The 23,496-nt window shown below is 58.8% G+C and carries 18 protein-coding genes; 10 read left to right on the forward strand and 8 right to left on the reverse strand.

Annotated elements, in window-relative coordinates; genetic code table 11:
* Positions 1–31 precede the first annotated feature (31 nt).
* On the reverse strand, positions 32–913 hold the full coding sequence (gene rsmI / locus DCC27_RS06245) for a 16S rRNA (cytidine(1402)-2'-O)-methyltransferase (protein ID WP_110110558.1): 882 nt from the start codon (positions 911–913) through the stop codon (positions 32–34).
* A gap of 73 nt (positions 914–986) precedes the next feature.
* Between rsmI and DCC27_RS06250 the strand changes: the two genes are divergently transcribed.
* From DCC27_RS06250 to DCC27_RS06260, 3 genes are all read left to right on the forward strand, one after another.
* Positions 987–2,618, forward strand: a complete 1,632-nt coding sequence (locus tag DCC27_RS06250) for a dolichyl-phosphate-mannose--protein mannosyltransferase (RefSeq protein WP_246840053.1) — start codon at positions 987–989, stop codon at positions 2,616–2,618.
* Positions 2,619–2,681: 63 nt separating this feature from the next.
* Entirely contained in the window at positions 2,682–4,532 is a 1,851-nt protein-coding gene (locus DCC27_RS06255; RefSeq protein ID WP_110110560.1) for a long-chain fatty acid--CoA ligase, read from the forward strand.
* Between the two features lie 817 nt (positions 4,533–5,349).
* Positions 5,350–6,099, forward strand: coding sequence for a GntR family transcriptional regulator (locus DCC27_RS06260; RefSeq protein ID WP_110110561.1), 750 nt, complete (start codon positions 5,350–5,352; stop codon positions 6,097–6,099).
* On the opposite strand, the gene DCC27_RS06265 is transcribed toward DCC27_RS06260, so the two are convergent.
* On the reverse strand, positions 6,087–6,749 hold the full coding sequence (locus tag DCC27_RS06265; protein WP_110110562.1) for an HAD family phosphatase: 663 nt from the start codon (positions 6,747–6,749) through the stop codon (positions 6,087–6,089). The genes DCC27_RS06260 and DCC27_RS06265 overlap by 13 nt on opposite strands.
* Before the next feature lie 166 nt (positions 6,750–6,915).
* On the opposite strand from DCC27_RS06265, the gene DCC27_RS06270 reads away from it, so the two are divergent.
* The 6 genes from DCC27_RS06270 to DCC27_RS12205 all read left to right on the forward strand — a co-directional run bounded on the left by DCC27_RS06270 (position 6,916) and on the right by DCC27_RS12205 (position 12,119).
* Positions 6,916–8,049 carry an ABC transporter substrate-binding protein gene (locus DCC27_RS06270; protein ID WP_110110563.1) on the forward strand — a complete coding sequence of 378 codons (1,134 nt, stop codon included), beginning with the start codon at positions 6,916–6,918 and terminating at the stop codon, positions 8,047–8,049.
* Positions 8,050–8,057: 8 nt separating this feature from the next.
* Entirely contained in the window at positions 8,058–8,972 is a 915-nt protein-coding gene (locus DCC27_RS06275) for an ABC transporter permease subunit (RefSeq protein ID WP_110110564.1), read from the forward strand.
* Positions 8,957–9,817 (forward strand): ABC transporter permease, encoded by an 861-nt coding sequence (locus tag DCC27_RS06280; RefSeq protein ID WP_110110565.1) that lies wholly within the window; start codon positions 8,957–8,959, stop codon positions 9,815–9,817. Before DCC27_RS06275 ends, DCC27_RS06280 begins: the two co-directional genes overlap by 16 nt.
* 20 nt (positions 9,818–9,837) lie before the next feature.
* Positions 9,838–10,944, forward strand: a complete 1,107-nt coding sequence (locus DCC27_RS06285; protein WP_110110566.1) for an ABC transporter ATP-binding protein — start codon at positions 9,838–9,840, stop codon at positions 10,942–10,944.
* The gene (locus DCC27_RS06290; RefSeq protein WP_110110567.1) at positions 10,941–11,801 is read left to right on the forward strand and encodes an alkaline phosphatase family protein; all 861 of its coding nucleotides are present in this window, start codon (positions 10,941–10,943) and stop codon (positions 11,799–11,801) included. Before DCC27_RS06285 ends, DCC27_RS06290 begins: the two co-directional genes overlap by 4 nt.
* A 162-nt stretch (positions 11,802–11,963) precedes the next feature.
* Positions 11,964–12,119, forward strand: a complete 156-nt coding sequence (locus DCC27_RS12205; RefSeq protein ID WP_168186084.1) for a hypothetical protein — start codon at positions 11,964–11,966, stop codon at positions 12,117–12,119.
* An 8-nt stretch (positions 12,120–12,127) separates the two neighbouring features.
* Here DCC27_RS12205 and DCC27_RS06295 read toward each other — a convergent pair whose 3' ends face one another.
* Both DCC27_RS06295 and DCC27_RS06300 read right to left on the reverse strand, forming a co-directional pair.
* Complete coding sequence (locus DCC27_RS06295) at positions 12,128–13,642, reverse strand: TIGR01906 family membrane protein (RefSeq protein ID WP_168186085.1); 1,515 nt, start codon at positions 13,640–13,642, stop codon at positions 12,128–12,130.
* A 157-nt stretch (positions 13,643–13,799) separates the two neighbouring features.
* Positions 13,800–14,792 (reverse strand): stage II sporulation protein M, encoded by a 993-nt coding sequence (locus DCC27_RS06300; protein ID WP_110110569.1) that lies wholly within the window; start codon positions 14,790–14,792, stop codon positions 13,800–13,802.
* 64 nt (positions 14,793–14,856) lie between these two features.
* Between DCC27_RS06300 and DCC27_RS06305 the strand changes: the two genes are divergently transcribed.
* Positions 14,857–15,654 carry an RDD family protein gene (locus DCC27_RS06305; RefSeq protein WP_110110570.1) on the forward strand — a complete coding sequence of 266 codons (798 nt, stop codon included), beginning with the start codon at positions 14,857–14,859 and terminating at the stop codon, positions 15,652–15,654.
* Positions 15,655–15,731: 77 nt separating this feature from the next.
* On the opposite strand, the gene ahcY is transcribed toward DCC27_RS06305, so the two are convergent.
* From ahcY to DCC27_RS06325, 4 genes are all read right to left on the reverse strand, one after another.
* A complete protein-coding gene (ahcY, locus tag DCC27_RS06310; RefSeq protein WP_110110571.1) occupies positions 15,732–17,258 on the reverse strand; it encodes an adenosylhomocysteinase in 1,527 nt (508 codons plus the stop codon).
* Between the two features lie 82 nt (positions 17,259–17,340).
* Positions 17,341–17,865, reverse strand: a complete 525-nt coding sequence (locus tag DCC27_RS06315) for a DUF3499 domain-containing protein (RefSeq protein ID WP_168186086.1) — start codon at positions 17,863–17,865, stop codon at positions 17,341–17,343.
* 107 nt (positions 17,866–17,972) lie between these two features.
* On the reverse strand, positions 17,973–19,790 hold the full coding sequence (locus DCC27_RS06320) for a DUF5719 family protein (RefSeq protein WP_117328635.1): 1,818 nt from the start codon (positions 19,788–19,790) through the stop codon (positions 17,973–17,975).
* 5 nt (positions 19,791–19,795) lie between these two features.
* A complete protein-coding gene (locus tag DCC27_RS06325) occupies positions 19,796–23,494 on the reverse strand; it encodes a glycosyltransferase (RefSeq protein WP_168186087.1) in 3,699 nt (1,232 codons plus the stop codon).
* Between the last annotated feature and the right edge of the window lie 2 nt (positions 23,495–23,496).

Below are 23,496 nucleotides of genomic sequence, written 5' to 3' on the forward strand. Positions count from 1 at the left end.
TCTGTCGGAGCTAACCCCTGGTCGCAGGAGATCACCGACGTTGTTGGTAGAGGTTGTACAGCGTCCGGGCCGAACCGCCGTATTCGTGTGCGATCTGTTTGGTGGCGTCTTTAGCGCGCATCCCGGTAGCAACCAATTCGTCCACGAGCCGTAGCTGTTGTTCGTCATCGAGTTCGACCCGTCGGTTGTCAGCTGGAGCCAGTAAGAGCACAAACTCTCCGCGAAGCGTCGCCGTCTGCGTCCAACCCAATAACTCACGCAAGGAGGCGGTCACCACCTCTTCGTGCCGTTTCGTCAATTCCCGGGCCACGCACCCGATCTGATCTTCGCCAAAGACCTCAGTCATTACCTGCAGCGTATCGACCACTCGGTGGGGGGACTCAAAGAAAATCAGCGTGCGCGGTTGAGCCTGAAGACCCGTCAAGAACCGCGTTTTCTCGCCGTGTTTTTTCGGAACAAACCCTTCGAAGCTAAACCGATCGCTCGGCAATCCCGAGACTGCTAGCGCGGTCGTGACCGCGCTAGCCCCCGGGGCGCAGGTCACGGTCAACCCGTCTTGTACCGCCGCCTGCACCAGACGGAAACCAGGGTCGGACACCACCGGCATGCCAGCATCGGTCACCACCGCAACCGTGGCCCCTTGGCGTACTTTCTCCAGTAGCTCCGGGGTGGACCGTTGTTCATTATGTTCGTGGTGGCTGATGAGTTGACCACGAATCTCCACTCCTAGGGCAGTAGCTAACCGTTGAGTGGTGCGGGTGTCTTCGGCGGCGATAATCTCGGCGCTAGCCAGCACGGTCCGTAGCCGGTCAGTGGCGTCCTGCAGGTTTCCAATCGGCGTCGCAACCAACACAATCTGGCCCTCGCCCGCCTGGTGCAAGTCATGAGCTTCGGTGTCTGGGCCACCCTTCATTGATCCCCTCTCAATTCTTCTCCCGCAAATACCGTACCGCCGGGTGTTCTCACGTACGATGTTCTGTGTGTCGTTGACAGAAACTCCCGCTCCCACAGCCAGGCAAGGTGCTCGCCCCACCTGGCTCGATTCTATCGACCATGCCTATACCGACACGGTGCTTCGTGCTCGATTACTGGGTGAGCAACTGACCACCCAGCGGTGGGAATGGATTCTGATTTTAGCGGTCGCTGCCGTGGCCGCGCTGTTGCGATTCCACCGTCTCGACCACCCACACAAGTTGATCTTTGACGAAACCTACTACGTCAAAGACGCCTACTCCTTGTTGCACTTCGGTGTGGAGATGGAGTGGGAAGAAGACATCAACGACGCCTTTATCGCCGGTGAGGCCGAACCGCTCAATGAACCCGCCTATGTGGTCCACCCACCCTTGGGCAAATGGCTGATCGGCCTGGGGATGCTACTGTTTGGTAGCGATAACGGGTTCGGCTGGCGCTTTTCCTCGGCGATGGTCGGAACCTTGTCGGTGCTGATTTTGTCACTGATCGCCTGGAAAATCTTCCATTCTTCCTTTTTAGGCGCCACCGCGGGATTATTGATGGCTGTCGACGGCCACCACCTGGTCATGTCCCGGACCGGTCTGCTGGATATCTTCTTGTCCTTCTTCGTCCTGGCTGGTTTCGGCGCCCTGATCTTAGACCGTGATCATGGACGACGGCAACTCGCCGACACAATCAACTCCGCCTATCGCAACGGAACCCTGTCCCAGGTACTGCGCTATGGGCCGATGATCTGGTGGCGTCCGTGGCGTATTGTGGCCGGCATTTTGTTGGCAGCCGGGTGTTCGGTGAAGCTCTCCGGACTAGCATTCGTGGCAATCTTCGGGCTGATGACGGTGTTCTGGGACCTCAACGCCCGTCGCGTGGTCGGGATCAGGCGCTGGGCGCTGGGCGGAATTCTCCGCGATGGTCTGTGGGCATTCGTCTGCGTGGTCGGAGTTGGATTCCTGACCTATCTGGCCACCTGGACCGGCTGGTTTGTCTCCTCCCGGGGCTATCACCGTCACTGGGCCGAGGACAACCCTACCGAATCGTGGCTGGGATCGCTCATCCCTGACACGTTGCGCTCTTGGTTTCACTACCATCGTGCCTCCACCGACTTCCATACCGGTCTGGACTCGGGACACAACTACGCTTCGTCGCCGTGGACCTGGCCCTTTATGGGCCGGCCGGTCTCCTTCCACTACGAATCCACCGACGACGGTTCGGGTGATTGCGGGGCAACACACTGTTCGGAAGCTATCCTGGATCTGGCCAACCCCATCCTGTGGTGGTCGGGCACGGTGGCCATTATTATCCTCACGGTGGTGTGGTTTGCCAAGCGCGACTGGCGCGTCGGCGCCATCTTGGGTGCCTATGTGGCCGGACAACTGGTCTGGGTGCTCTGGCCGGAGCGGACGATGTTCTTCTTCTACACCATCGCTTACGAGCCCTTCCTGATTCTGGCCATCGTCTATTGCCTAGGCTGGTTGTTGCGGTGGGAAACCGGCCACAATCCCCGAGCCAAAACCCGAAATCTGGTCATTGTCCTAGGTTATATTCTGGTGATTATGCTGGTCTCAGCGTTCTTTATGCCGATCTGGACCGCCGAAGAGATTCCCTATGATCAATGGCGGTGGCGGATGTGGATTCAGTCCTGGATTTAATTCGGTGAGAACCGCTGATCAACGATGCGTCTTAACCGTTCAGCGAGAGTAGAGAAGGAACCCATGCGGTACGTAAACACCCAGTTGAAAGTCTCCCTTCCCGAAGACTCCAATCTCACCGATTTGGTGCTGAAAACCGCCCACCACAGCCCCGAGGCTCCCGCCTACGCGCTCTCCAACGGCATCGGAGGCTGGATCGATGTGAGCTATCGCGAATTTCTAGATCGCGTCCGGGCGGTCGCCAAAGGCCTCATTGCCCGTGGCATCAAACCCGGCGACCTCGTTGCTGTGTTAGCTCCGACGTCCTATCAGTGGGCCGTGATTGACCAGGCGCTATGGTTTGCCGGAGCAATCTCGGTGCCAATCTATGACACCTCCTCCCCGGCCCAGATTAGTCATATTCTCTCCGATTCCGGGACCACGGTGATCTTGCACCAGGGCACACTACAGGCCCAGGCGGCTGAGAAAGCGGTTGATGAGCTGAACCAGTCCGCCACCGAATCCACCCGCATCGAACGGCTGGCTCTCGACGAGGACCTCTTCGATGCACTGACGACCGACGGCGAGACCATCTCCGATGAGCAGCTCGAGCAGGCCCGTTCCGCCGCTACGCTCTCGGACCCGGCTACCATTGTCTATACGTCCGGGACCACCGGTCGCCCCAAGGGAACCATCATCACACACGGGAATCTTGCCTTGGGCGCAGCCAATCTACTGGAGTACACCAGTGAGATCCTGGCCGCACCGGAAAATCGGACCCTGATGTTCCTACCGTTGGCCCACATTCTGGCACGTGCGGTGCAGTTTGGTTGTTTGGTGGGCAAGATTCAGATTGCCCATACCCCCAACCTGGGCTACCTGTTGCGGGATATCGGGTCCTTCCGCCCAACCTGGTTGTTGCTGGTTCCGCGCATGTTGGAGAAAGTCGAGGCCGGCATCATCAACAAGGCCCGAGAAGGGGGCCAGGAGAAGATCGTCCGCGCTGCCCGCCAGGTCGCTATTGAGTACTCCACTGCCTGCGACGCTCAACAACGCGGAGAAGGCTCCGGTCCGTCCATGGCATTGAAGCTCAAGCACAAGGTGTTTGACAAGCTCGTCTTTTCCAAGATCCGAGCGCTGATGGGTGGCAATGCCCGAGTGGCGATCTCCGGTGCCAGCCCGCTACATCCCGAACTGGCGCACTTCTTTTCCGGTATGGGAATTCACGTCAAAGAGGGCTATGGCCTGACCGAGTCCACCGCCCCGGCGACGGTGAATGTTCCCGGGATTACCCGCATTGGTTCCGTGGGCCGACCCATGCACGGCATGGAAGTCCAGCTGGCCGACGACGATGAGATTCTGTTGCGCGGTATTGCGGTCACTCCCGGCTACTACGGGGCACAGGCTTCCGGCGAATCCGCCGTCGATGAGCACGGCTGGTTCCACACCGGTGATATTGGTCGCCTGGATGACCAGGGCTACCTATATGTCACCGGCCGGAAGAAGGAACTGCTCGTGACCGCAGGCGGAAAGAACGTCGCACCTACTCCCCTGGAAGAAGCCATCCGCACCTGCGAGCTGGTCGACCAGACTGTTGTGGTGGGCAATAACCGTCCGTTTGTGGGTGCGCTGATCGCACTAGATACCGATGCGCTGAAGCACTGGTGCCAACAGCACGACCGGCATCCGCTCAGCTTGGCTGAGGCGGCCACTGATGAGCAGGTCCGCGAGGAGATCCAACAGTATATCGATCAGGCCAACGAGTCGGTGTCTCGGGCAGAGTCGGTCCGGAAGTTTAAGATCATCTCCGCCGAGCTGACCCAGGAAGCCGGCTATGTCACTCCAGCGGCTAAGCTCCAGCGCAACCGGGTCATTGAGGACTTCCAGGACCAGATCGAGGGCCTGTATTCCTCCGGCTCTGCCAGGAATCTATAGCGTACTACTTAACGCCCAGGGCGAGATCCTTCTTCCAAGCTGACCTCGGTGACCTTCCCGTCGGTCGTCGGCCACTGCTGGCGGGCTGCCAGCATTCAGGAATCCTCTTCACATGCGAGCACACTCCCATTGTGCAAATTCATGCACCGTAAAACGCAGATTCTTTCCGCAGAGAGAACACATTGATTCTGCTACTCTGGCACCTCAAGAACATCAACAGGTGAAAAGAGGAGCGTCCTTTAGCTAAATTTCTTCCTTATTCACAGACATGACCTCTTGCCTGCTAGCTAGCCATTCATTCCGACTGACACTCTTGAAAGTTCTCAACAACGGAACTGACTTAAACGGGCCTCCCGCCGGCTCGACGCGATCGGTTTGTGATGCGTTTACTACTTCATTGCAGTGTATAGTAGATCGGTAATTACCATTGGATCGGTCTTTCGTACTCGGCTGGTCAATAAATATCCGAAGTTGAGGTCGACTATTCCACCATTGGTAGACGCGTTGTAACGTCGGTACGCTGACTGCCAGTAGCGCAAGGTCATGAAAGTTCGATCAAGTGATCGCCATGCCGACAGCAAGACAAGACCGCTTCGAAGATTCCTCGCGTATGAGAAACAGGGGCACAGTCTTGCCTGGACGGTGCGACTCCGCCACTCGGGCCATCCGTCATTAAGAGCCGCCAAAATGGTAAGCCCGGGATTCAGCCTTCGAACATCACGACACCTGCCCTACAACGTTGCAAGACATGCCCCGGCACGATCTGCTCTAGCAGGAAGAAGTGCCATATCATTGAGGGCCGAGAGGGGATGGGACAATGTCGTCATTGCACGCTCCGCGATACCAGCACATCGCGGATACCTTGCGGGACCGTGTGGATAGCGGAGAGCTGGTGCCGGGAGACCGACTACCTTCTGAGACGGCTCTAGCTGCAGAATTCGGCGTGGCTAGAATTACCGCCCGTCAGGCTCTCTATATTCTGAGGAGCGAAGGCCTCATCGAGAGTAAAAGAGGCAGAAACGGCGGAACTTTTATTCGAGCCGATGCTCCCTTGATCGAGATGACCCGTATGGACGGCTATTTGCCACAACTAAGGGAACGTGGACACACGGTGGAGTCGCAGGTCCTCGTAGCGAAGGAGATTGCAGCGTCCGAAACGGTAGCCCGTGCACTGGATATCGAGGTTGGAAACGCCGTTTACAATATCCGCCGACTACGGTCAATCAGAGATAAACCTGTAATACTAGAAAACTCTTACTTCCCGAAGCATCGCGTGCCGACCTTATTGAACCGGGACCTGAGTCAGTCTATATACGAATTGCTGGCCCGACTGGGTCGAGCACCAGTAGATAAGTCTGAGGAAATAGTGCTCGCGACTGCCTCCACCGAGGAAAAGAGGCAAATGAGAGTCAGCCAGACTACCCAGTTGCTACGTATCCTGCGAATAGCTCGTGACGCGACCAGAGAGGCCGTCGAGTATTCGGAGGATCTCATGCGCTTCGACAGCGCACGGATTCTGGTCCGCACCGGACCAGAGAATGTCGCCAGTCATGGTCAGGAAAGGTGAGAGGCAAGGTCTTCTATCTTCGATAGCGATGAGTCGGCTCCCTGTATCTTCCCGACCCCGATAACCTTCATCCCGGCCTCCTTCGCAGCACGAACGCCCGCACCGGAATCTTCGAACACAAGAATGTGCGCGGGTAAGAGTCCTAGCCGGCGTGCGCCGAGAAGAAAACCATCGGGCGCAGGTTTCCCCTCACTTACGTCCTCAATCGTGAGGACCGTCTCAAAGTGCTGATCGATCGAGAGATCACGCAAGACGGGTTCAATAAGGCGCCGGAGCGTACCAGTCACTATGCCTAATCTGTGACTCACCGACAGCTCCTCGATTATAGACACTGTCCTCGCCGAGACTCGCGGTTCGCGTGTGCACTCTGCCCGGTAAGCGGTAGCGAATTTATCTAGCAAAACGTCAGACACCGTCACAACTCTTGCATCATCAACTCGGTTCCTGACCAAGGAAGTGGCGATATCGTGCTCGCTCAGCCCAACCAATTCGTCGTACTCGTGAGTCCCCAAAGCACGTAAATTCATTGCTTGGAGAGCATCGTCGTAGCACTCAGCTAAGAGGTCCTCATCGTCACTGAGCGTCCCATTGAAATCGAAAAGTATACCTTCGCTACTACGGAGCAAGCCCGCGGTCGTGTCGTTCATCATAGCCTACAGTGTATGGGGCACCTGCTCGCGATAAAAGGTCTAGACAAAATTATAAAAACGTTAATACAACATTGGGTTGTAGACTACTTACTCGTTTCTTGGAGATGTAAGCATGAGTATCCGACAGCAACCATAGGGTTTGCCAAGTTCACTCGAAAGGAAGCTCATGCATCTCATCACGAAGAAGCCGGTTTTTCGCGCAGTAGGTACCGCCATTACCGGTGCAGCTCTGGGCGCATCCCTAGTAGCCTGTGGCCCGTCCGGAGCAGAGACTGCCCCCGAAGACATTGGCGAGAACATCGACGAAATCACAGCCAAAGCCCAAGAGGAAGGCCAGGTGCGGCTGATCGCATACCCGGAGACATGGGCGAACTATGCCGGCCATTTCGAAGGCTTTGAAGAGAAATACGGCGTGGACGTAGTCGTCGACTCGCCCGACGCATCGTCTGCAGAGGAACTACAGGCAGTCGAGAACCTGCGTGGACAGGACAACCAACCAGACGTTCTAGATATCGGCTATTCCTTCACAAATTCGGCCATCGACCAAGAACTCATCGAGCCTTACAAACCCTCTTACTGGGACTCAATCCCGGATGACCTTAAGCATCCCGACGGCGAGTGGGTCGGCTCGTACTATGGCGTGATTTCGATCGGCGTGAACATGGATATGGTCGACGAAGTTCCAGAAACCTTCGAGGACCTGCTTGATCCTCAATACGAGGGTCAAATCGCATTGCCAGGTGACCCTCGTCAAGGAGCCTCCGCCATTGCGACAGTTTTCGCGGCATCCCTAGCCAACGGTGGCAACCTCGACGATATCGAACCGGGCATAGATTTTTTCGCTGAGCTTGCAGATTCTGGGAATTTGACCACAGTGTCCGACGCTGCAGCCGGGATGACTCAAGGCGAAGCTGCAATCATCTTCGACTGGAACTACAACTGGCTCGGTCGGGAAGATCAGCTCAAGGCTGACGGTGTGAATTTTGAGTACTTCGTTCTCGAAGACGGAGTCTTCGGCAACTACTACGCGCAACCGGTCACCATCGGCTCTCCGCAACCGAATGCCGCTCGGCTCTGGGTTGACTGGCTAACTTCTGACGAAGGAGCTGAGCAATACGCGCTCGGCGGCGCGATCCCGGCCCGCTTTAACGAGTTGGAGGAAGAAGGGAAGCTGTCCGACGAAGCCCTGGACTCCTTGCCCGATCCGGATATTGTTGCTCAAGTAGAGCTTCCAAACGCAGAGCAGGGTGACGCCGCCAACGCGGTAATCGCCGAGCAGTGGGCTCAGAAAGTTCAGTAGTTAGCCTCATGACTTCTATCACTCATCCCGTCAGCCAGGAACAGGAGGAGAAGCCGAAGCGACGCCGTCTGCCCTTCGCCTCGCTTTCCTTCGGTTCCTGGCTTGGCGCCCTCCCGTTCTTTCTGTTTGTCGCAGCCTTCTTGGTGTTCCCGCTCATCGCTAACACCATCGCTGCTTTCTCGTCGCCGAGCGGAAGTTTCACCCTCTCGGCAATGACAGAGGCGATAAACGAGACTCACCGCTCGGCTTTTCTGGTAACGCTCAGCCTGTCTTTCCTCACCGCCATCATCGGCGCTGTCATCGGGGTTGTCTTGGCATGGGCGCTGCAAAACGCCCCCAAACCGGCCTGGCTGACTTACCTGGTCAACAGCTTTGCTGCTCTGGCTTCACAATCCGGTGGCGTTTCCTTGGCATACGGCTTTATAGCTTTATTAGGGGCCCAAGGAATCATGACCGTAGCTTTGGACAGCATCGCCCCGAGGCTACTCTCTGATTTCGAAATTACAGGATTCTGGGGAGTCACCCTCGTGTATCTCTACTTCCAGATTCCGTTGATGGCCATCCTCATGCTCCCGGCAATGGGCGGTATCAAGAAGCAATGGCGAGAAGCCGCAGAATCGCTCGGTGCGACACGCGCTGACTATCTGCGCGACGTTGTCATACCAGTATTGTGGCCATCTCTTCTCGGCTCTTTCCTGTTGCTCTTCGCCAATGCATTCGCAGCGTACGCAACCGCCTATGCTCTGTCTGGAGGCGGTCTGAGCCTTGTTCCGATCTTGATCGGTTTCTACATCAGCGGAAACGTCCTATTGAACCCAGGCTTAGCCGCCGCTCTCGTGACGTGGATGATGGTCATCATTCTTGCGGCAATGGGCATTCGCTTCTATCTCATGAGAAAGAGTGATCAATGGCTCGGCAACTAGACGCCGGGGTGAAGCAACCGAAAGTCCCCAACCCGGTGCCACTGAATGGACGTAAAGCACAAGGCTTGCGCTCTTCGGGGGACTACAACGGAATTTCCGTGGCGATTCTCGTCGTCGCCTTCGTCGGGCTACTCGTGCCCTGGCTGGCAGCCGCTATTTACGGTTTCTCCCGCCCGGACCAACCGTTTACATTTGCGCCCTTGGTGGAGGTGCTCTCTATTGATGGTGCAGGCGAAGCAATTGTCAATACGCTTCTTCTCACACTTGCAACAACAATCCTCATGCTTGTGTTGCTTGTCCCCACCATCGTGTTCCTAAACATCAACGCACCGCAATTAGGGAAAGTCGCTGAGATCTTTTCTGTCCTTCCGATGGTGGTTCCACCGGTAGCCCTAGTTTCAGGCGTTTCAGAATTCTACCGTGCTATCGCCCCCGGCTTCATCACGTCGATGTGGTCGTTAGTACCGCTTTACGTCATCATCGTGATGCCACTGTGTTATCGAGCTATCGATGCCGGTGTGAAGTCTCTGGACCTCCGCACTATCTTCGCAGCCTCGTCTTCGCTAGGCGCGAGTACATGGACCACCCTGACGCAGGTTGTCGTACCAAATCTACGAGTCGCCATGCTCTCTGCCTCCTTACTGTGCATCTCCGGAGTCTTCAGCGAATTCGCAATGGCTTCTCTTCTGCTTCACTACACCTTCCCTGTGTACATGGTAGAGGTATCGTCCACGTCGCCCAAGGGGGTAGCGGCCTTATCATTTATCGTCACTATCGTCACTTGGCTCTTACTCGTCTCGATATCTGCGGTAGCTAATCTCAGCGACAAACAACGGAAAAACTAACAGCATCGAAGGGACCGAGCATGCCTCAGCACCACCGTGTCGAGTTGCGCAACATTGTGAAGTCATACGACGGCGTAACGGTTCTCGACAACTTGAATATCCATATTGACGAGGGCGAGCTCGTCGCGCTTCTTGGCCCCTCTGGATCGGGAAAATCGACTTGTTTGCGGGTACTTGCCGGACTGGAACCAGCCGATTCCGGCGAAGTTCTCATCGCAGGGAAAAACGTCGCTTCCAAGCCGACACGGGAACGCAACATGGGCATCGTTTTTCAAGCCTATTCGCTATTCCCTCACCTCACCGCCGTTGACAACGTCGCTTACGGACTAAAAATTCGAGGTCAGGCGAAGAGTTCACGAACTGCCCGCGCAAAGACCTTACTTGAACTCGTAGGCCTCGAGAATCATATGGACAAGTTTCCTAAGCAACTCTCGGGCGGTCAACAACAACGTGTAGCTCTCGCGCGTGCTCTGGCCATCGAACCTGACGTCTTGTTGCTAGATGAGCCTCTTTCTGCTCTCGATGCGAAGGTGCGCGTCCAACTTCGCGATGAGATTCGGCGGATCCAGCAAAGCAGAGGGATAGCCACCCTGATGGTCACTCACGATCAAGAAGAAGCAATCACTATGGCGGACCGCGTCGGCGTGATGTACGACGGAAAAATAGAGCAAATAGGGTCACCCGATGAGCTTTACATTCATCCGCAAAGTCCCTTCATCTCGCAATTTGTCGGTGTTTCAAATCGAGTCGTTGGGCTGGTCTCGGGAGACGCCATCCGTGTTCTCGATACGAATCTCAAGATCGTCAATCGAGAAGCCGCTAAATCTATTGGAGATGTAGCCACGGCTTTACTCCGCCCCGAGCAATTGGTCATGAGCCAGGAAGCTAACGGTCGGTACACCGTGATGGACCGACAACTACGGGGAATGTTCACCTCGGTAATCATCGAAGGCCCATCCGGTCAGGGAAACCTTCGCGTAGATATGCCGTCGAGGGATTCAGACCAATTTAATATCGGAGATACTGTCGCGTTGCGCATTACTCGCGAGGACACCGTCGTTGATACAGCGACCCAAGAGGAACGAGACCTGCTCGAACGACTAAGGGAAGTGTGGTTTCAAAAATGAACTCAATCCTACGCAACTCAGGCTCAAATTCGACAGAGCGCTTGTCAGCTGCCCGTCATCTTCTGCTCATCGGTGTCGATGGCTGTCGTTGGGAGATCGTGACGGAAAACGGTGTAGGTAGGACGATGACTCGCCTTGCCCAAGACGGATCCTGGTCATCGATGACAATGGAAGTTCCAACTATTTCAGCACCTGGCTGGGGATCAATTCTCACGGGCGCTACACACGAACAGCACGGTCTCAAAGATAATTCGGGAGTCGGTGGGCGGACTTGGAACTACCCGGATTTCCTAGCCCAGGCCTTCTATGAAGACCAATCTACCCGCACCTTCGCTGCTGCCGGTTGGCCTGTGCTCGTTGATCCTACCGGTCTCGGGCCGATCATTCACCCAAGGATCGAACAACAGTATGCGGGACTACACAATATTGTCATTCGCGATGGCGAAACATACGGCTACCAACGCATCGATGCGGAGATCGCCGACATCGCGACAGCCAAGATTACCTACCATGAGGCCTTTGACGTCGGTTTTGTCTATTTCTGTGATATTGACGACTCTGGGCACGTGTATGGACTACGCGGTGAAGAGTACCGCGACGCAATTCGTCGAGTGGACGCTCATGTCTCACGGCTTGTTGAAGCCGTCAGTCACCGCGCCGCACAAGGTGAAGACTGGCTCATCGTGCTCACTACCGATCACGGTCACCGCGACGAAGGTGGTCATGGTGGCGCCTCCGATCGTGAACGCGAGTCTTGGGTGATCGCATGGAGCCCAACGGGCACACTGCCTGCATGGCCCGAGGCTATCGAGCCGTGGGAACTAACGGGACTTATGCTCGCCGCGCGTCGGACCTGAGTCGTCGTCCCCTCCGGTATTCTTATGCTATAAGGCGCTTCACATTATAGTATCTGGCGCTTTAGGCTACGTGCTCGCGGAGCCATCGGCGTCATGTCCGCCCCGTGCTACACCAGCTCCATGCCTGGAAATAGCCCCTAACGTGTAAGACCCATTGCCATCATGGCTCCGTTATTTCCCTGGCAAATGCTCTCTCGACGTCCTCCGCAGTACGGGTACGTCACTCCAGCGGCTAAGCTCCAGCGCAACCGGGTCATTGAGGACTTCCAGGACCAGATCGAGAGCCTGTACTCCTCCGACTCTGCCAGGAATTTATAGCGTACTACTTAACGCCCAGGGCGAGATCCTTCTTCCAAGCTGACCTCGGTGACCTTCCCGTCGGTCGTCGGCCACTGCTGGCGGGCTGCCAGCATCATGAGCTGGGTTTGGGCGGAGCGCTTTTTCCGGCGCTTCGTCGGCCAGGTTGCCACCAGCGTGATCACCGCGGTCAACACCGTCAGCGCTCCGACGGCGAGACCGGCGTCGATCCAGAACTGATTGGGGTACAACCGGATCAGGGTATCGGAAGCGTAGAAAGTCCACGTTCCGTCAGCGAAGAACAGCGCGTGGAAGCCGGCGAAGAAATCCTGCCAGGCGATGATGGCCAGCACGCCTAGAACCACGATCACGAGCAACAGCCAGATGCTGGCCACAAACAGTGAACGGCGAATGGCGCCTTTCGAGATCCGAGAAAGCACCACCATGATGATCGCCGAAGCGATGACCAATACGGCTCCGATCAGCATCGAGGTTAGCATCACCGACTTGACGTCTGCCATGTGAGAGACCTCGTCCTGGGTGAACAGTGGTGACCCATCGGCGAAGGTCAATGACGCCAGGTAGTTGGGTGAGGCGAGGTTAAACAGGTAATCCAACCCATAGGAACCGTAGTCGAGCCGTTCAGTGGTCGTCAGGCCAAAGTCATCGGCGGGGAACCCGGGTCGGTGGTATTCAACCCAGAGAAATAAGGGTGAAGCCACGGCGCGAATGACCACGGTTAAGAAGGCAATGGGGGCAATGATTGCCAGCACAGTTTGCAGGATCCGGGAGAGAGTCTTGGGTCCTTCAAGTGCTTGGGCGCGGGCAGCAAGACGCGCCTGCGCGTCTGTGAGGAGGCGTTGTTGTTCGGCTACCCGATCTTCCCGGGTGTCTGCCGGTAGACCGTCGTGGTCTGCCAGCAGGTTGTGCTGCGTTCCGGTTGCTGTTGCTGGTTCAGCAACAGGGGTAGCACCAGCGACGCCGGCAACGTCAACAGTCCCCGTAGCTTCGGGCTGAGGTAGCTCAGCCTGCGCGTTAGGCCGTCGCCGGCTGGCCCGGGTTTCGTACACCGTTTCAGACTCGGCCATCGTGGTGCTGTTACTTACTCCATCGTCGAGAGCCTGAGTACGGTCGAGCGAGGACCTGTCGTCATGGTCTTTAAGGAAGTTCGGCATGGCAGTGGTGGCTGCGGCCGTGGCCGATCCGGAGTCGTGAGGGTCCGCCGGAGGGGTTGTCCGAGACGATTCGTCAGAGTCCCGGGGGGCGGATGAGGGCTCAGCGTCAGGCTGGAGGGTCTGGATTGGGTGGGTGGGTTGATCCACCGAGTCATGACTCACCGTGTCCTGTTCGGAGAGCTGGCTGTAGAGCGGGGTTGATTCCGAGGTGTCCCGGGTGGACTGTGGCGACGATGCTGTGGGAGAGGACTCGGTCGTGTTCTGCTCGTCCGCGCTCTCAGCGTCGTCGGGTTCCTGAAAACGGGCGTAGTCAATGCCAGATCCAAACTCTGGGGCCTCATCGGGGGTGGGTGATGTTTTGTCAGACATCGACAAGAAACCTCTTTCCGCGACGCGGGTGAATAGCAACGGGTAGCACTCGTTGTCCCCCACAGTAGTCGTCGGTACCCCGGTCATTTCTGGGCCACACCGACACGTGGCGGAAATGGTGTGCTGAGAGAGCTCCAGCCAGCGTGAAAGTCCGAATTTAGGCGGTAAGTTCTACGGTTCCACCATCGTATTGCCCCACGTCGGCGTCCAAGTTCATCCGTGCCGCCCGAGCTCCCAGAATCCAGGTGTAGCACCAATAAGCGGCAAGAACCAGCAGGCCAATACCGTGACGCAAGACGTCGGGTATCTCGGCGGGGGTCACGAACCCTTCGACCAGGCCAGAAACAAAGAGCACGACCACCAAACCGATGGCCACGGTAATCAACATTCGCCCCGCTCTGGCTAAGGAAAACAACCTGGTGTGTCGGCCCGGCGCCACCCAGGACCAAAAGATGTACAGCCCGGCAGCGCCGGCAATAAAAATGGCGGTAAGTTCCATATAGCCGTGGGGCAGAATGTAATTGAAGAAGGTGTCGATTTCACCGTGGCGGGCCATGATGCCACCAGCAACCCCGACATTCGCGGCGTTAAGGTAGAGCACTACAGGCACGAAGAACCCGGTAATCCCGAAGGCAACCTCTTGGGCGGCGATCCAGGCGTTATTGGTCCAGACTTGTCCAGCGAAGGAGGCGGCAGGGTTCTGCGAGTAATAACCCACAAACTCGTGTTCCACGTAGATTTCTTGTTGTTGTTCGGACATCAGAGCATTGGCGACTTCGGGGTGTTGATACACCCAAGCCCCATAAGCGGTGGCTACCGCACAAAAGAGCGCCCCGAGCACAAGGGTCAACCAGCGAATTGTGTAGAAAGCATACGGGAGCCGATAGATCACAAAGTCCGTAAACGCCCGGGTGAAATCTCCCGGGGTAGAGCTGAGCCGTTGTCGGGCGCCGGCGACAATGAGTGACAGTCCGCGAGCCTGGGGGCCATGTGGGTCTTGGGCCTGGATGACCGACAGGTGAGTGGATGCCACCCCATAGAGTTCGGTCAGCTCATCGATTTCGGCCGCAGTGAGTCGGCGGGTTCTCGACAAGGTCTGAAGCCGCTCCCAGTCACCGCGATTCACTGCCGTGTATGCCTCTAAGTCCACGAGGCCAGGCTACCCGCTATGCTGAAGAAGTACCATCACTTCAGCGAGTCGAAAGTTTGGCGCCGTGAGCAACTCCACCTCGGTCGTGACCGGTCAGGCGGTTCTTCTGCACTTGAACCCAGCTACCGTCTTCGTGCGTGGCATGTCGACAATCATCGACATTTTGCTCAGTGCGGTCGGACTGTGGGCCACTTTTGTTGTCTTGGCCAGCGTCATCGAACAGTTAGATATGGCCGCGTTGGGAATGTTTAGCCTTCTCACCGTTGTCTTCTGGTTCGTGCTGATTCCCCTCACGGTGGAAACGGTCTCGGGCGGAAAATCGGTGGGCAAATTGATTTTCGGCACCCGAGTAATCCGTGACGACGGCGGAACCGTCGTTTTTCGACACAGCCTCATCCGCACGCTGACCGGGTTTTTCGAATTGTTGCTGACCTTGGGCTCCGTGGCACTCATCAGTGCCATTCTCAATGATCGCGGAAAACGTCTCGGCGACATGATGGCAGGAACCTATGTGATTCACGACCGGCAACCGCGACTTCCTGAGCCGTTGCCGACCGTGCCAGCAGAACTACATCGATGGGCCCAGATCGCCGATGTCGGACGCATACCCGATGAATTACTGGTAGAAATCAACCAGTACTTGCGAAACTTTTCGCGGATGACCCCACAGGCCCAGAACCTGCATACTCAACGGTTGCTTCAACTAGTGGATCCTTATGTCTCCCCGGCGCCACCTGCTCAAACACCGCCGAGGGTGTATCTCCACGCGGTGGTGGCCGAACGGCGCAACCGTGACTATCAGCTATTGATCAGCCGTCAGCAGTCCCAGCGCCAGCTCTCAGCTGAGCTCAACCAACACTAAGCGCGACCACGGCCGGCACCGGAAAAGGAGTATCTATACCCGCTTCGGTACCGGCCGTCGCTACTCGTCAACAGGGGTCAGTAGCGGTAGTCCTCGGACTTATACGGCCCCGCGACGTCGACGCCCAGGTACTCGGCCTGTGTCTTTGTCAATTCGGTCAGTTGCGCCCCAAGGGCCCCAAGGTGCAACCGTGCGACCTTTTCGTCAAGAATGCGCGGTAACGTGTAGACCCCGATCGGATACGTCTGGCCGGTAATCGAACCGGCATCACCTTGAGAGTGGAAGAGCTCGATCTGAGCCATCACCTGGTTTGTGAACGATGCTGACATCACGAAAGAAGGGTGGCCGGTGGCGTTGCCCAGGTTCAGCAGTCGCCCCTCAGAAAGCACAATCACCGAGTGCTCGTTCTCAGCGCCGGGTTCGAAAACCCATTCGTGGACCTGCGGTTTGATTTCCACTTTCTTAATTCCGGGAATCCGGGCGAGACCGGCCATATCGATCTCATTATCGAAGTGCCCGACGTTTCCGACGATGGCTTTATCTTTCATCTGTTGCATGTGCTCGGCCATGATAATGTCCCGGCCACCGGTAGCAGTGATGAAAATATCGGCGGTAGAGACCACGTCTTCCAACCGAGCCACTTGGTAGCCATCCATGGCCGCCTGCAGGGCGGTAATCGGGTCGATCTCGGTGACGATCACTCGAGAGCCTTGACCGGAGAGGGCCTCGGCTGCTCCCTTGCCCACGTCACCATACCCAGCCACCACGACCGTCTTGCCTCCCAGCAACACGTCGGTGCCACGGTTAATGCCGTCGGGTAACGAGTGGCGAATGCCGTACTTATTATCGAACTTAGACTTGGTGACCGAGTCGTTGACGTTCATAGCAGGGAATAACAACTCACCGGATTCAGCCAACTGGTTCAACCGCAGTACACCGGTGGTGGTCTCTTCGGTCACGCCGCGTAGTTCGCGCGACAGACGGGTGAAACGTTGCGGGTCGGCCTCCAGGGAGGTGGCCAGGACCTTGAGCACCTCACCATATTCTTCCGAGTCCTCTTCGCTGGGAGACGGAACTGCTCCTGCGGCTTCACATTCCACGCCTTTGTGCACCAGCATGGTGGCGTCTCCCCCATCGTCGAGGATCATGTTTGGTTCGGTCCCCTCAGGCCAGGCAAAGATTTGATCTGCTGCCCACCAGTATTCGGCCAAAGACTCATTCTTCCAGGCAAATACCGGCACCCCGGCGGGAGCCTGGGGAGTTCCCTCACCGACCACAATGGCAGCTGCGGCTTCGTCCTGGGTGGAGAAAATATTGCACGAGGCCCAACGCACCTCGGCCCCCAGGGCCACCAAAGTCTCGATGAGCACGGCGGTCTGGACCGTCATGTGAATCGACCCGGCAATACGGGCCCCGGCTAGTGGCTGGGATTCCCCGTATTCTTCCCGCAGGGCCATCAAGCCCGGCATTTCTTGTTCTGCCAGCCGGATTTGGTGCCGGCCAGCTGCTGCGAGATTGATGTCACGAATCGCGAAATCAAAGGGCGCGTTGGCAACGGTCGTGGGATTAGAGAAGGCAGGATCTGCTGCAGGGTTAATGCTCATAGCTCCCAGCGTATCCGGTACAGGACGATGGTGGGCCTCAGACGGTAAATTTCGACATGACGACCAGAATGTTCTGGCAGATTCAGCTTTCGCGATACCGGGGGCGGGGTTGTTTGACCAGCCGTAGCCCGGGAGCTTCTCCACCGGAGGCGTGTAACGGTCGTGCCGGCCCCTCGGGCCCCATAGCTTCAGGGCGACGTAAACCGGAGGCAGTATCGGTGTGTGCCGATTCAACACTACGATCCGTGCGACCGGGGTCTTTGTCGAGTTCCTCGGTGGTCGATGAGGCCTCGGGCGGCTCGGATTCTGTCTGGGCAGGGTCGGTGGAGGGCCGACTCACCGCATGGGCCAGCGCGAGCAAATCATCTGGATCAGCGGGCGGTTCCGGGGTGGGAACCGCGTTCTCATCGGGGAATAACCGCATCATTTCCCATCCCACCGGGGCGGTCATTTCCACAGCGTGGCGAGCGCACAGGTCATGGGCGTGTGGTTCGGCTCGTTGCGACATGGGACCGACCACGACCGTGGAATCACGGTAGTTGAAGGTCAGCGTCGCTGCTGCCGGAGATTTACACCCTGTTTTCGAACACTGTCGTATGGTTGCCACTCCACATACTGTACTCGCGGTACCTGGTGGATTTCACCAACACCACGCCCGGCCCAACGCCCGGTGGCCCGTCGATATCCCTTGAAGTGCGGATGAGCACCGGCCTGTTACCAGCCGATTCGCACCGGGGCACCGGCCGGAGCTGCTTGTGGCCCCACCACCGGATAGGCCGAAATTCCCTGCGAGGACGTTGTGGTCACGGCAGCGTAGACTTCCGAGGAGTCTGTGGAAATCGCAACACCGGCGGCGTCGTCGTCAAAGCTGACCGGTACGGAAGTGTTGGCGGCTATAGTTTCGGTTTGGTCTTCCCCGATCTCGCCCTCGCGATCGATCGGTGTGACGGTGACTTCGGCGTCTTCGGGGGCGGTGAAAACCAGCTGCGAGTCACCGGCTGATCCAAGGGGTACCACCTGGTCGAAGCCTAAAGCCGGGGCCGAGGCTACCGAGGACACTTCGTGGTCGGGTCCGGTATCCGAGGTGGTCCCGGTGCCGGAGGCGACCACGGGAGCATCGGAGACCAGGTAGACCGAATAGGTCCCGGTATCTAGTTCGCTCAAATCGAGGGTGGACACCGTTGCGGTATCGACGTCGACCGTGTCAGGAACCGCGCCGGCGACCACACCGTCTTCGTCGACGATCTGGACCTCGACCGATGCGTCCGCTAATGGGGAAGCAATACTGAGGCTGGGGTCGGCACCGGCGGTGTCGTTGTCGGGATCCACGACAATCCCGGGGATCACCACTCGGTTCTCCAGGGAGTCCACAGCTTGAATGGTGTCAACTCCTACCGGATCCACCCCGTCGAGGCGGTGGTGCTGGATCGAGGCGGAAACCGCCCCGCCGGTGGAGGAGATCCCCACTGCCAGGTCGGAGGCATCGGCAGCGAGACCACCCAGCACGAAACTACGGGTCTGGTCCGGCGCCAGGGTAATTCCAGAGACTCCCGTGGCCGCTACGGGACCATCTGTGTCGTAGAGCGAGATGTCGACGGCGGCAGCCGAGGCTGAGGGGTTCGTCACGGACAGCACCGAGGTGGTTCCGATTGTGGTATCAGCGCCGGTAAGCCACTGCTGGTGGCTGGCCGGGGTACAACCGGAGAGACTCAAGCCGTGCAGGTCGCCGTCTGAGGCGGTGAATTCCGAGGAGCCCGCCACCACGGCGGGGGAACCGCCGAGGGGTTCAGCGGCGATGACCCCGGCGATGCCCTCGTCTGCGAGCGCGTCGGAATTCTGGGAAATCAGGGCCCGGCGCACCGGGGTTCCATCGGCTCCAGCGCTGGCGGGTTCACCCTGTTGGACTTCTTCGGGTTGCGATGCCGAGAGTTCTTCGGCGTCCTGGCCGGACTGGGCATCAGCATCTTCGGGTACACCGCTGTCGGTGCTAGCCCGCAAAGTCAGTCCGGGGATGGTTCCGGCCAGATCCGATCGGGCGGCCACATTGATGGAGGTGGCTGCGTCGGAAGACACCGGGGAGAACTGCACGTCTTCGCCTTCTCCCGCCCCGGCAGGTAGCCGTGGGGCCGGGGCGCAGATGCTCTGGGACGGTGCCGAGGGGATGGAGGCTGGACGGGCCGAGGTATCGAGAGAGACCGGCGCGGTATCGATCACCTGGTGGGCACCGATGATCCCGCCCACCACGACCAGTGCACCGACACCCGCTAGGGCGCTGATCCACATCCGGCGGGTTGAGGAACCGGTTTTCGCGCGGGCGGACTCTTTACGGTACCGTTTCAGCGCCTGATCGCGTCGTACCGCGCGACGACGAGCGCCGCGGGCCTCTGCGTATTGTTCAGCGACAAGGTTCTCCCCGGAGGCTGCACGACGACCTCGCCTAGCTCGAGAGCGATCCCGGCGGAGGCGCTCAGCGTTTTCGACAGGCTCGGTGCGGTCGGTGTGATCGGACGATGGTGTTTCGTGGTCGGTCATGGGGATCATTGCCTTCCGCTACAGGAGTCATCAGGCGTGTAGGGGCCAAACCCGAAGGCATCGGCCTCGGCATCGGCGGGAGTTGCATGGGAGGGGCCCTCGGAATCGGACAGACCGAGGTCATTGGTCTGACCGGGACCCGCCTGCGAGGACGGGGCACTGGGGCGACGGCGAGTGACCGGCGAGGGGATGGCCAACAGTATCGTGGCCAGTAGCGCCACGGCAGGAATCAGCCAATACCAGGTGAACAGCCCCGGATCGTAGCTGACCCGTAGCTGTTTGCCGGCCACGTCGTCCGGTAGCTCAAACTGCTGGTGCCAACCAGAATTCTCGCCGGTAACGGCAGTAAGCGGTTCGCCGTCAAGCTCTGCGTGCCATCCGGGATCGGCGCGGTAGGCCAGGGTCAAGCGTAACGGCTGCTCGGAGTCCTCGGTGAGGTTGGTGGGAAGGACCTCGGGGAACTGGGCCTGGCCATCCAGACCATCGGAGCCCACCAGCCAGACCGGTTGTCCGTCCTCGCGGGTGATACGCATCGCTGCGGTATTCACGCCGCTACTGTGCTGACCGGTGTGCTCTGTGGCCAGCACGGCGAGACCTTGGTCTTGCTGGTCATCGGTGCGAGCGTTCACCCGCCACAGCCATCCTTCTGAGGTCAGTCCGACCGGGGCCAGCCCGGTGATGGCGTCGACCGAGGACGCGATGGAAGCCTCTCCCCCATCAGGGTCGCGGAGCACGACGAAGCCAACGCCGAGGTCTTCTAGTTGCTGGCGGGGGTCCCCACCAGACTCAGAGGTCAGGGCCGCTGCCACCGAGCGGAGGGTTTCGTCCGCCTCATCGGCAGTGGCGACTTCGGGATTGAAGAGGGGCCCGGTCAGCGCCCGCGAGGTCCAGGTTCCGTAGTAGTCCTGTAGCGAAGCACCGGCACCGGTGACCAGGGTGGCGTTCATGCCGTCATGGGTGCGTTCTAATACCAGCGTGCGGGTGTTGACCGGTGAGGTGCCCTGATCGGCGGCGGTAGCCGGAAGGGTGCGCACTGGGGAACCGGTGATCAGACGTTGGGCGGTCAGGTCGGCAAAGCTCGGGTCAGGGTTGGCGGTTTCCAAGGTGACCGTGGTCGCGGCGTCTTGGCGGGCATCGTCTAAGATGTCGTGCGGAACCACCGAGGGGATCAACCACACCATGGCCGCGACCAGGCTGGTCACCAATCCGGTGCTGACCGCGATGACGTGAAGAGCGGTCGAGGCCCGAATGAGGACCTCGAGTCCGCTACAGGCGGCCATGAGAAGCCCGACTCCGGTCAACGAGACGGCAGTGCCGGTGTATATCAATACCGGGGTTCCCGCACTATCCACCGAGACGGGAACCGTGGTCGCCAACCAACCGGTCAGCAACCCAGCGGCAGCGATCAGCAACCCCACACGCGCATGAACACCGCTGACACCACGGTGGAAGGCACCGCAGATCGCCAAGAGTAGCACCGGCAGGCTGATCACCGCCACGATAACCCCGGCCCACGGGATCTGCGGTAACCAGTCACTCAGCCAGGGCAGGCTGGCGACTCCGCCGTGGGGGTCTAGGGCTTCGGGGAAACCCAGGAGCTGTTCCAGAAGGTTGGCGGGCAGATAGCCCTGGGGTACACCGGGATCGGCGAAGATGGCGCGCAGATTATTCCATTGCGTGAAGAGCACCGGGACCATCAGTAACAGGCTTAGCAGCGGGGTCCACCACAGCGTTTTGCCACGGGTGCCCACAAAGGATGCCAGCAGGACCACGATCAGCACGAGGGGCAGGAGCAACACCGGTGCAGCGGCGGTAATCAGCGCCATCAGGATCGCCACCCAGCCGGATGCGGTCCAGGATAATGCCCCGCCAAATCCGGGGCGAGAGGTCACGGTCCTCACATCGGGGTTGGCGGAGGCTCCGATCAGTGACGGCGCCCGGCGGGGCCTGGCGGAACCGGTGGCGCGGATGACGGCCAGCACGAGCAACGGCAAGAGCAGGTGGGCCACAACAGCGAAGAACCGGCCCTGTCCGAGGGAGATCAACAAAGTGGGTGCAAGCCCCCAGAACAGTCCGATCACCACGCGGGCGCCCCGGCGTCGGGTGATCGCCCCAGCCATGGCCCAAGCGGCGATACCGGACAGTGGCATCGCTAACATCATCAGGGTGGTTACGGCGATGGAGGCCGAGCCGGTTAGGGCCAGCAACACCAGAATCCAGATGGAGGGACCCGTATAGCCGGAGGCACCGGCGGCAACGGGCGCGAAGGCGGCGAAACCGGTGTCGATCAGCTCGGTGATGCCGGCTGTCACCGGCACTATGGACCCACCACTCAGGGCCGGTGTGCCAAAAAAGGCACGCAACCCGATCAGGCTGAGCGCACCCAAACCAAGAAGCAAAGCGACCGCACCGAGCCCGACCCAGTTGCGCTCGGGGGTGGCCAGTGCGACGAATTCGTCGTGCCCGCCGGTGGGTTCGTCTTGCGCTGGCGCGCTGGTGGAGCCGGTACCGTCACCGATGGTGAACTCAGGTTCGTCTTCTGCAACCAGCGAACGTCGGAAGTTGCGGATTTCGGCAGGATCTGCCCGGAGGTCATCGACGGCCGAGAGGCTCATTGTGCGGGTTTCGGCCGCCCGCGAGATGGAGCGAGCCAGCCGGATCGGGTGACTTCCGGCGCGCCAGATCCCGCGGAAACGGTCAAAGCCCACGCCGGGCGCTTTCACGACCAGAGAGCCGAGCAAAATACCGAAACTAGAGATCAGCACCCACAGCCACAGCACAATCAGGGTGGCACCGGGGCAGTGTTTGATGCGCAACCAGGTTGCCGACTCTTGGTATTCGGCCACCCCCGGGCTGTCGGGCATCGGCACGGTCATCGTTGACGTTGAGGTGGGGTCTTGTTCGACGTGGTCTTGTTCGGATTGCCCTTGGTCAGACTGGTCCTGCTCGGCCTGGTGCTGGCGACGTTCGTTGATCGCTTCAATTCGTTGCAGAATCTGGTCGTCGTCGAAGTTCTCGATCACCGCCGAGGGAACCACCACGACGCGACCACCAGCCAGCCGGGCCCGCCAGCAGAGATCTACTCCGCGAGACAGCGCGGGGCTGAGGCGGTCAAAACCGTCGAGTTTGTTCCAGATATCTGCCCGAACTAGCATGCCGGGCACCGAGACGGCAAAGACATCAGACCGGTCGTCGTACTGCCCCTGGTCTAATTCACCGGGTTCCACCAGCGTGTAGGTCTCACCCCGGGTGGAGACGGTCAGACCCACGTCGTGAAGCTGGCGCGGGTCCTCAAAGGCGACCTGTTTCGCCCCGGCAATATACACCGAAGGCGAGACTTCCGTTTCGTTCAGCACCGCTTGTAGCGCGTTGGGTTGAGCCACGGTCGAGTTGGTCATCAACCACAGCCAATCAGACTGTTGCTCGGCCGGTTCTCCTACCTGGCCGTTCTTGGGGAGATTGCGCAACGCCGTCGCCAGCGACGTGGACGAGGGGTCGGGGTGGATCAGATGGTGCCAGTCCATGTCCGCATCAACACATAAGACATTGACACGGTCGAGCTCCTCAGCGTCGACAGTTGCCGAGGTGACCACCACCAGCTGGTCGGGAACCCGATGCTGTCCCAGGACAGAAGCGACAGTTTCGGGCAGACCACCGGTGATGGTTTGAGCTAAAACGACAGCGGTGACGTGGGGTGTAGGCACGA

The organism is Auritidibacter sp. NML130574 (genome assembly GCF_003185725.2).
Lineage (GTDB): Bacteria > Actinomycetota > Actinomycetes > Actinomycetales > Micrococcaceae > Auritidibacter > Auritidibacter ignavus.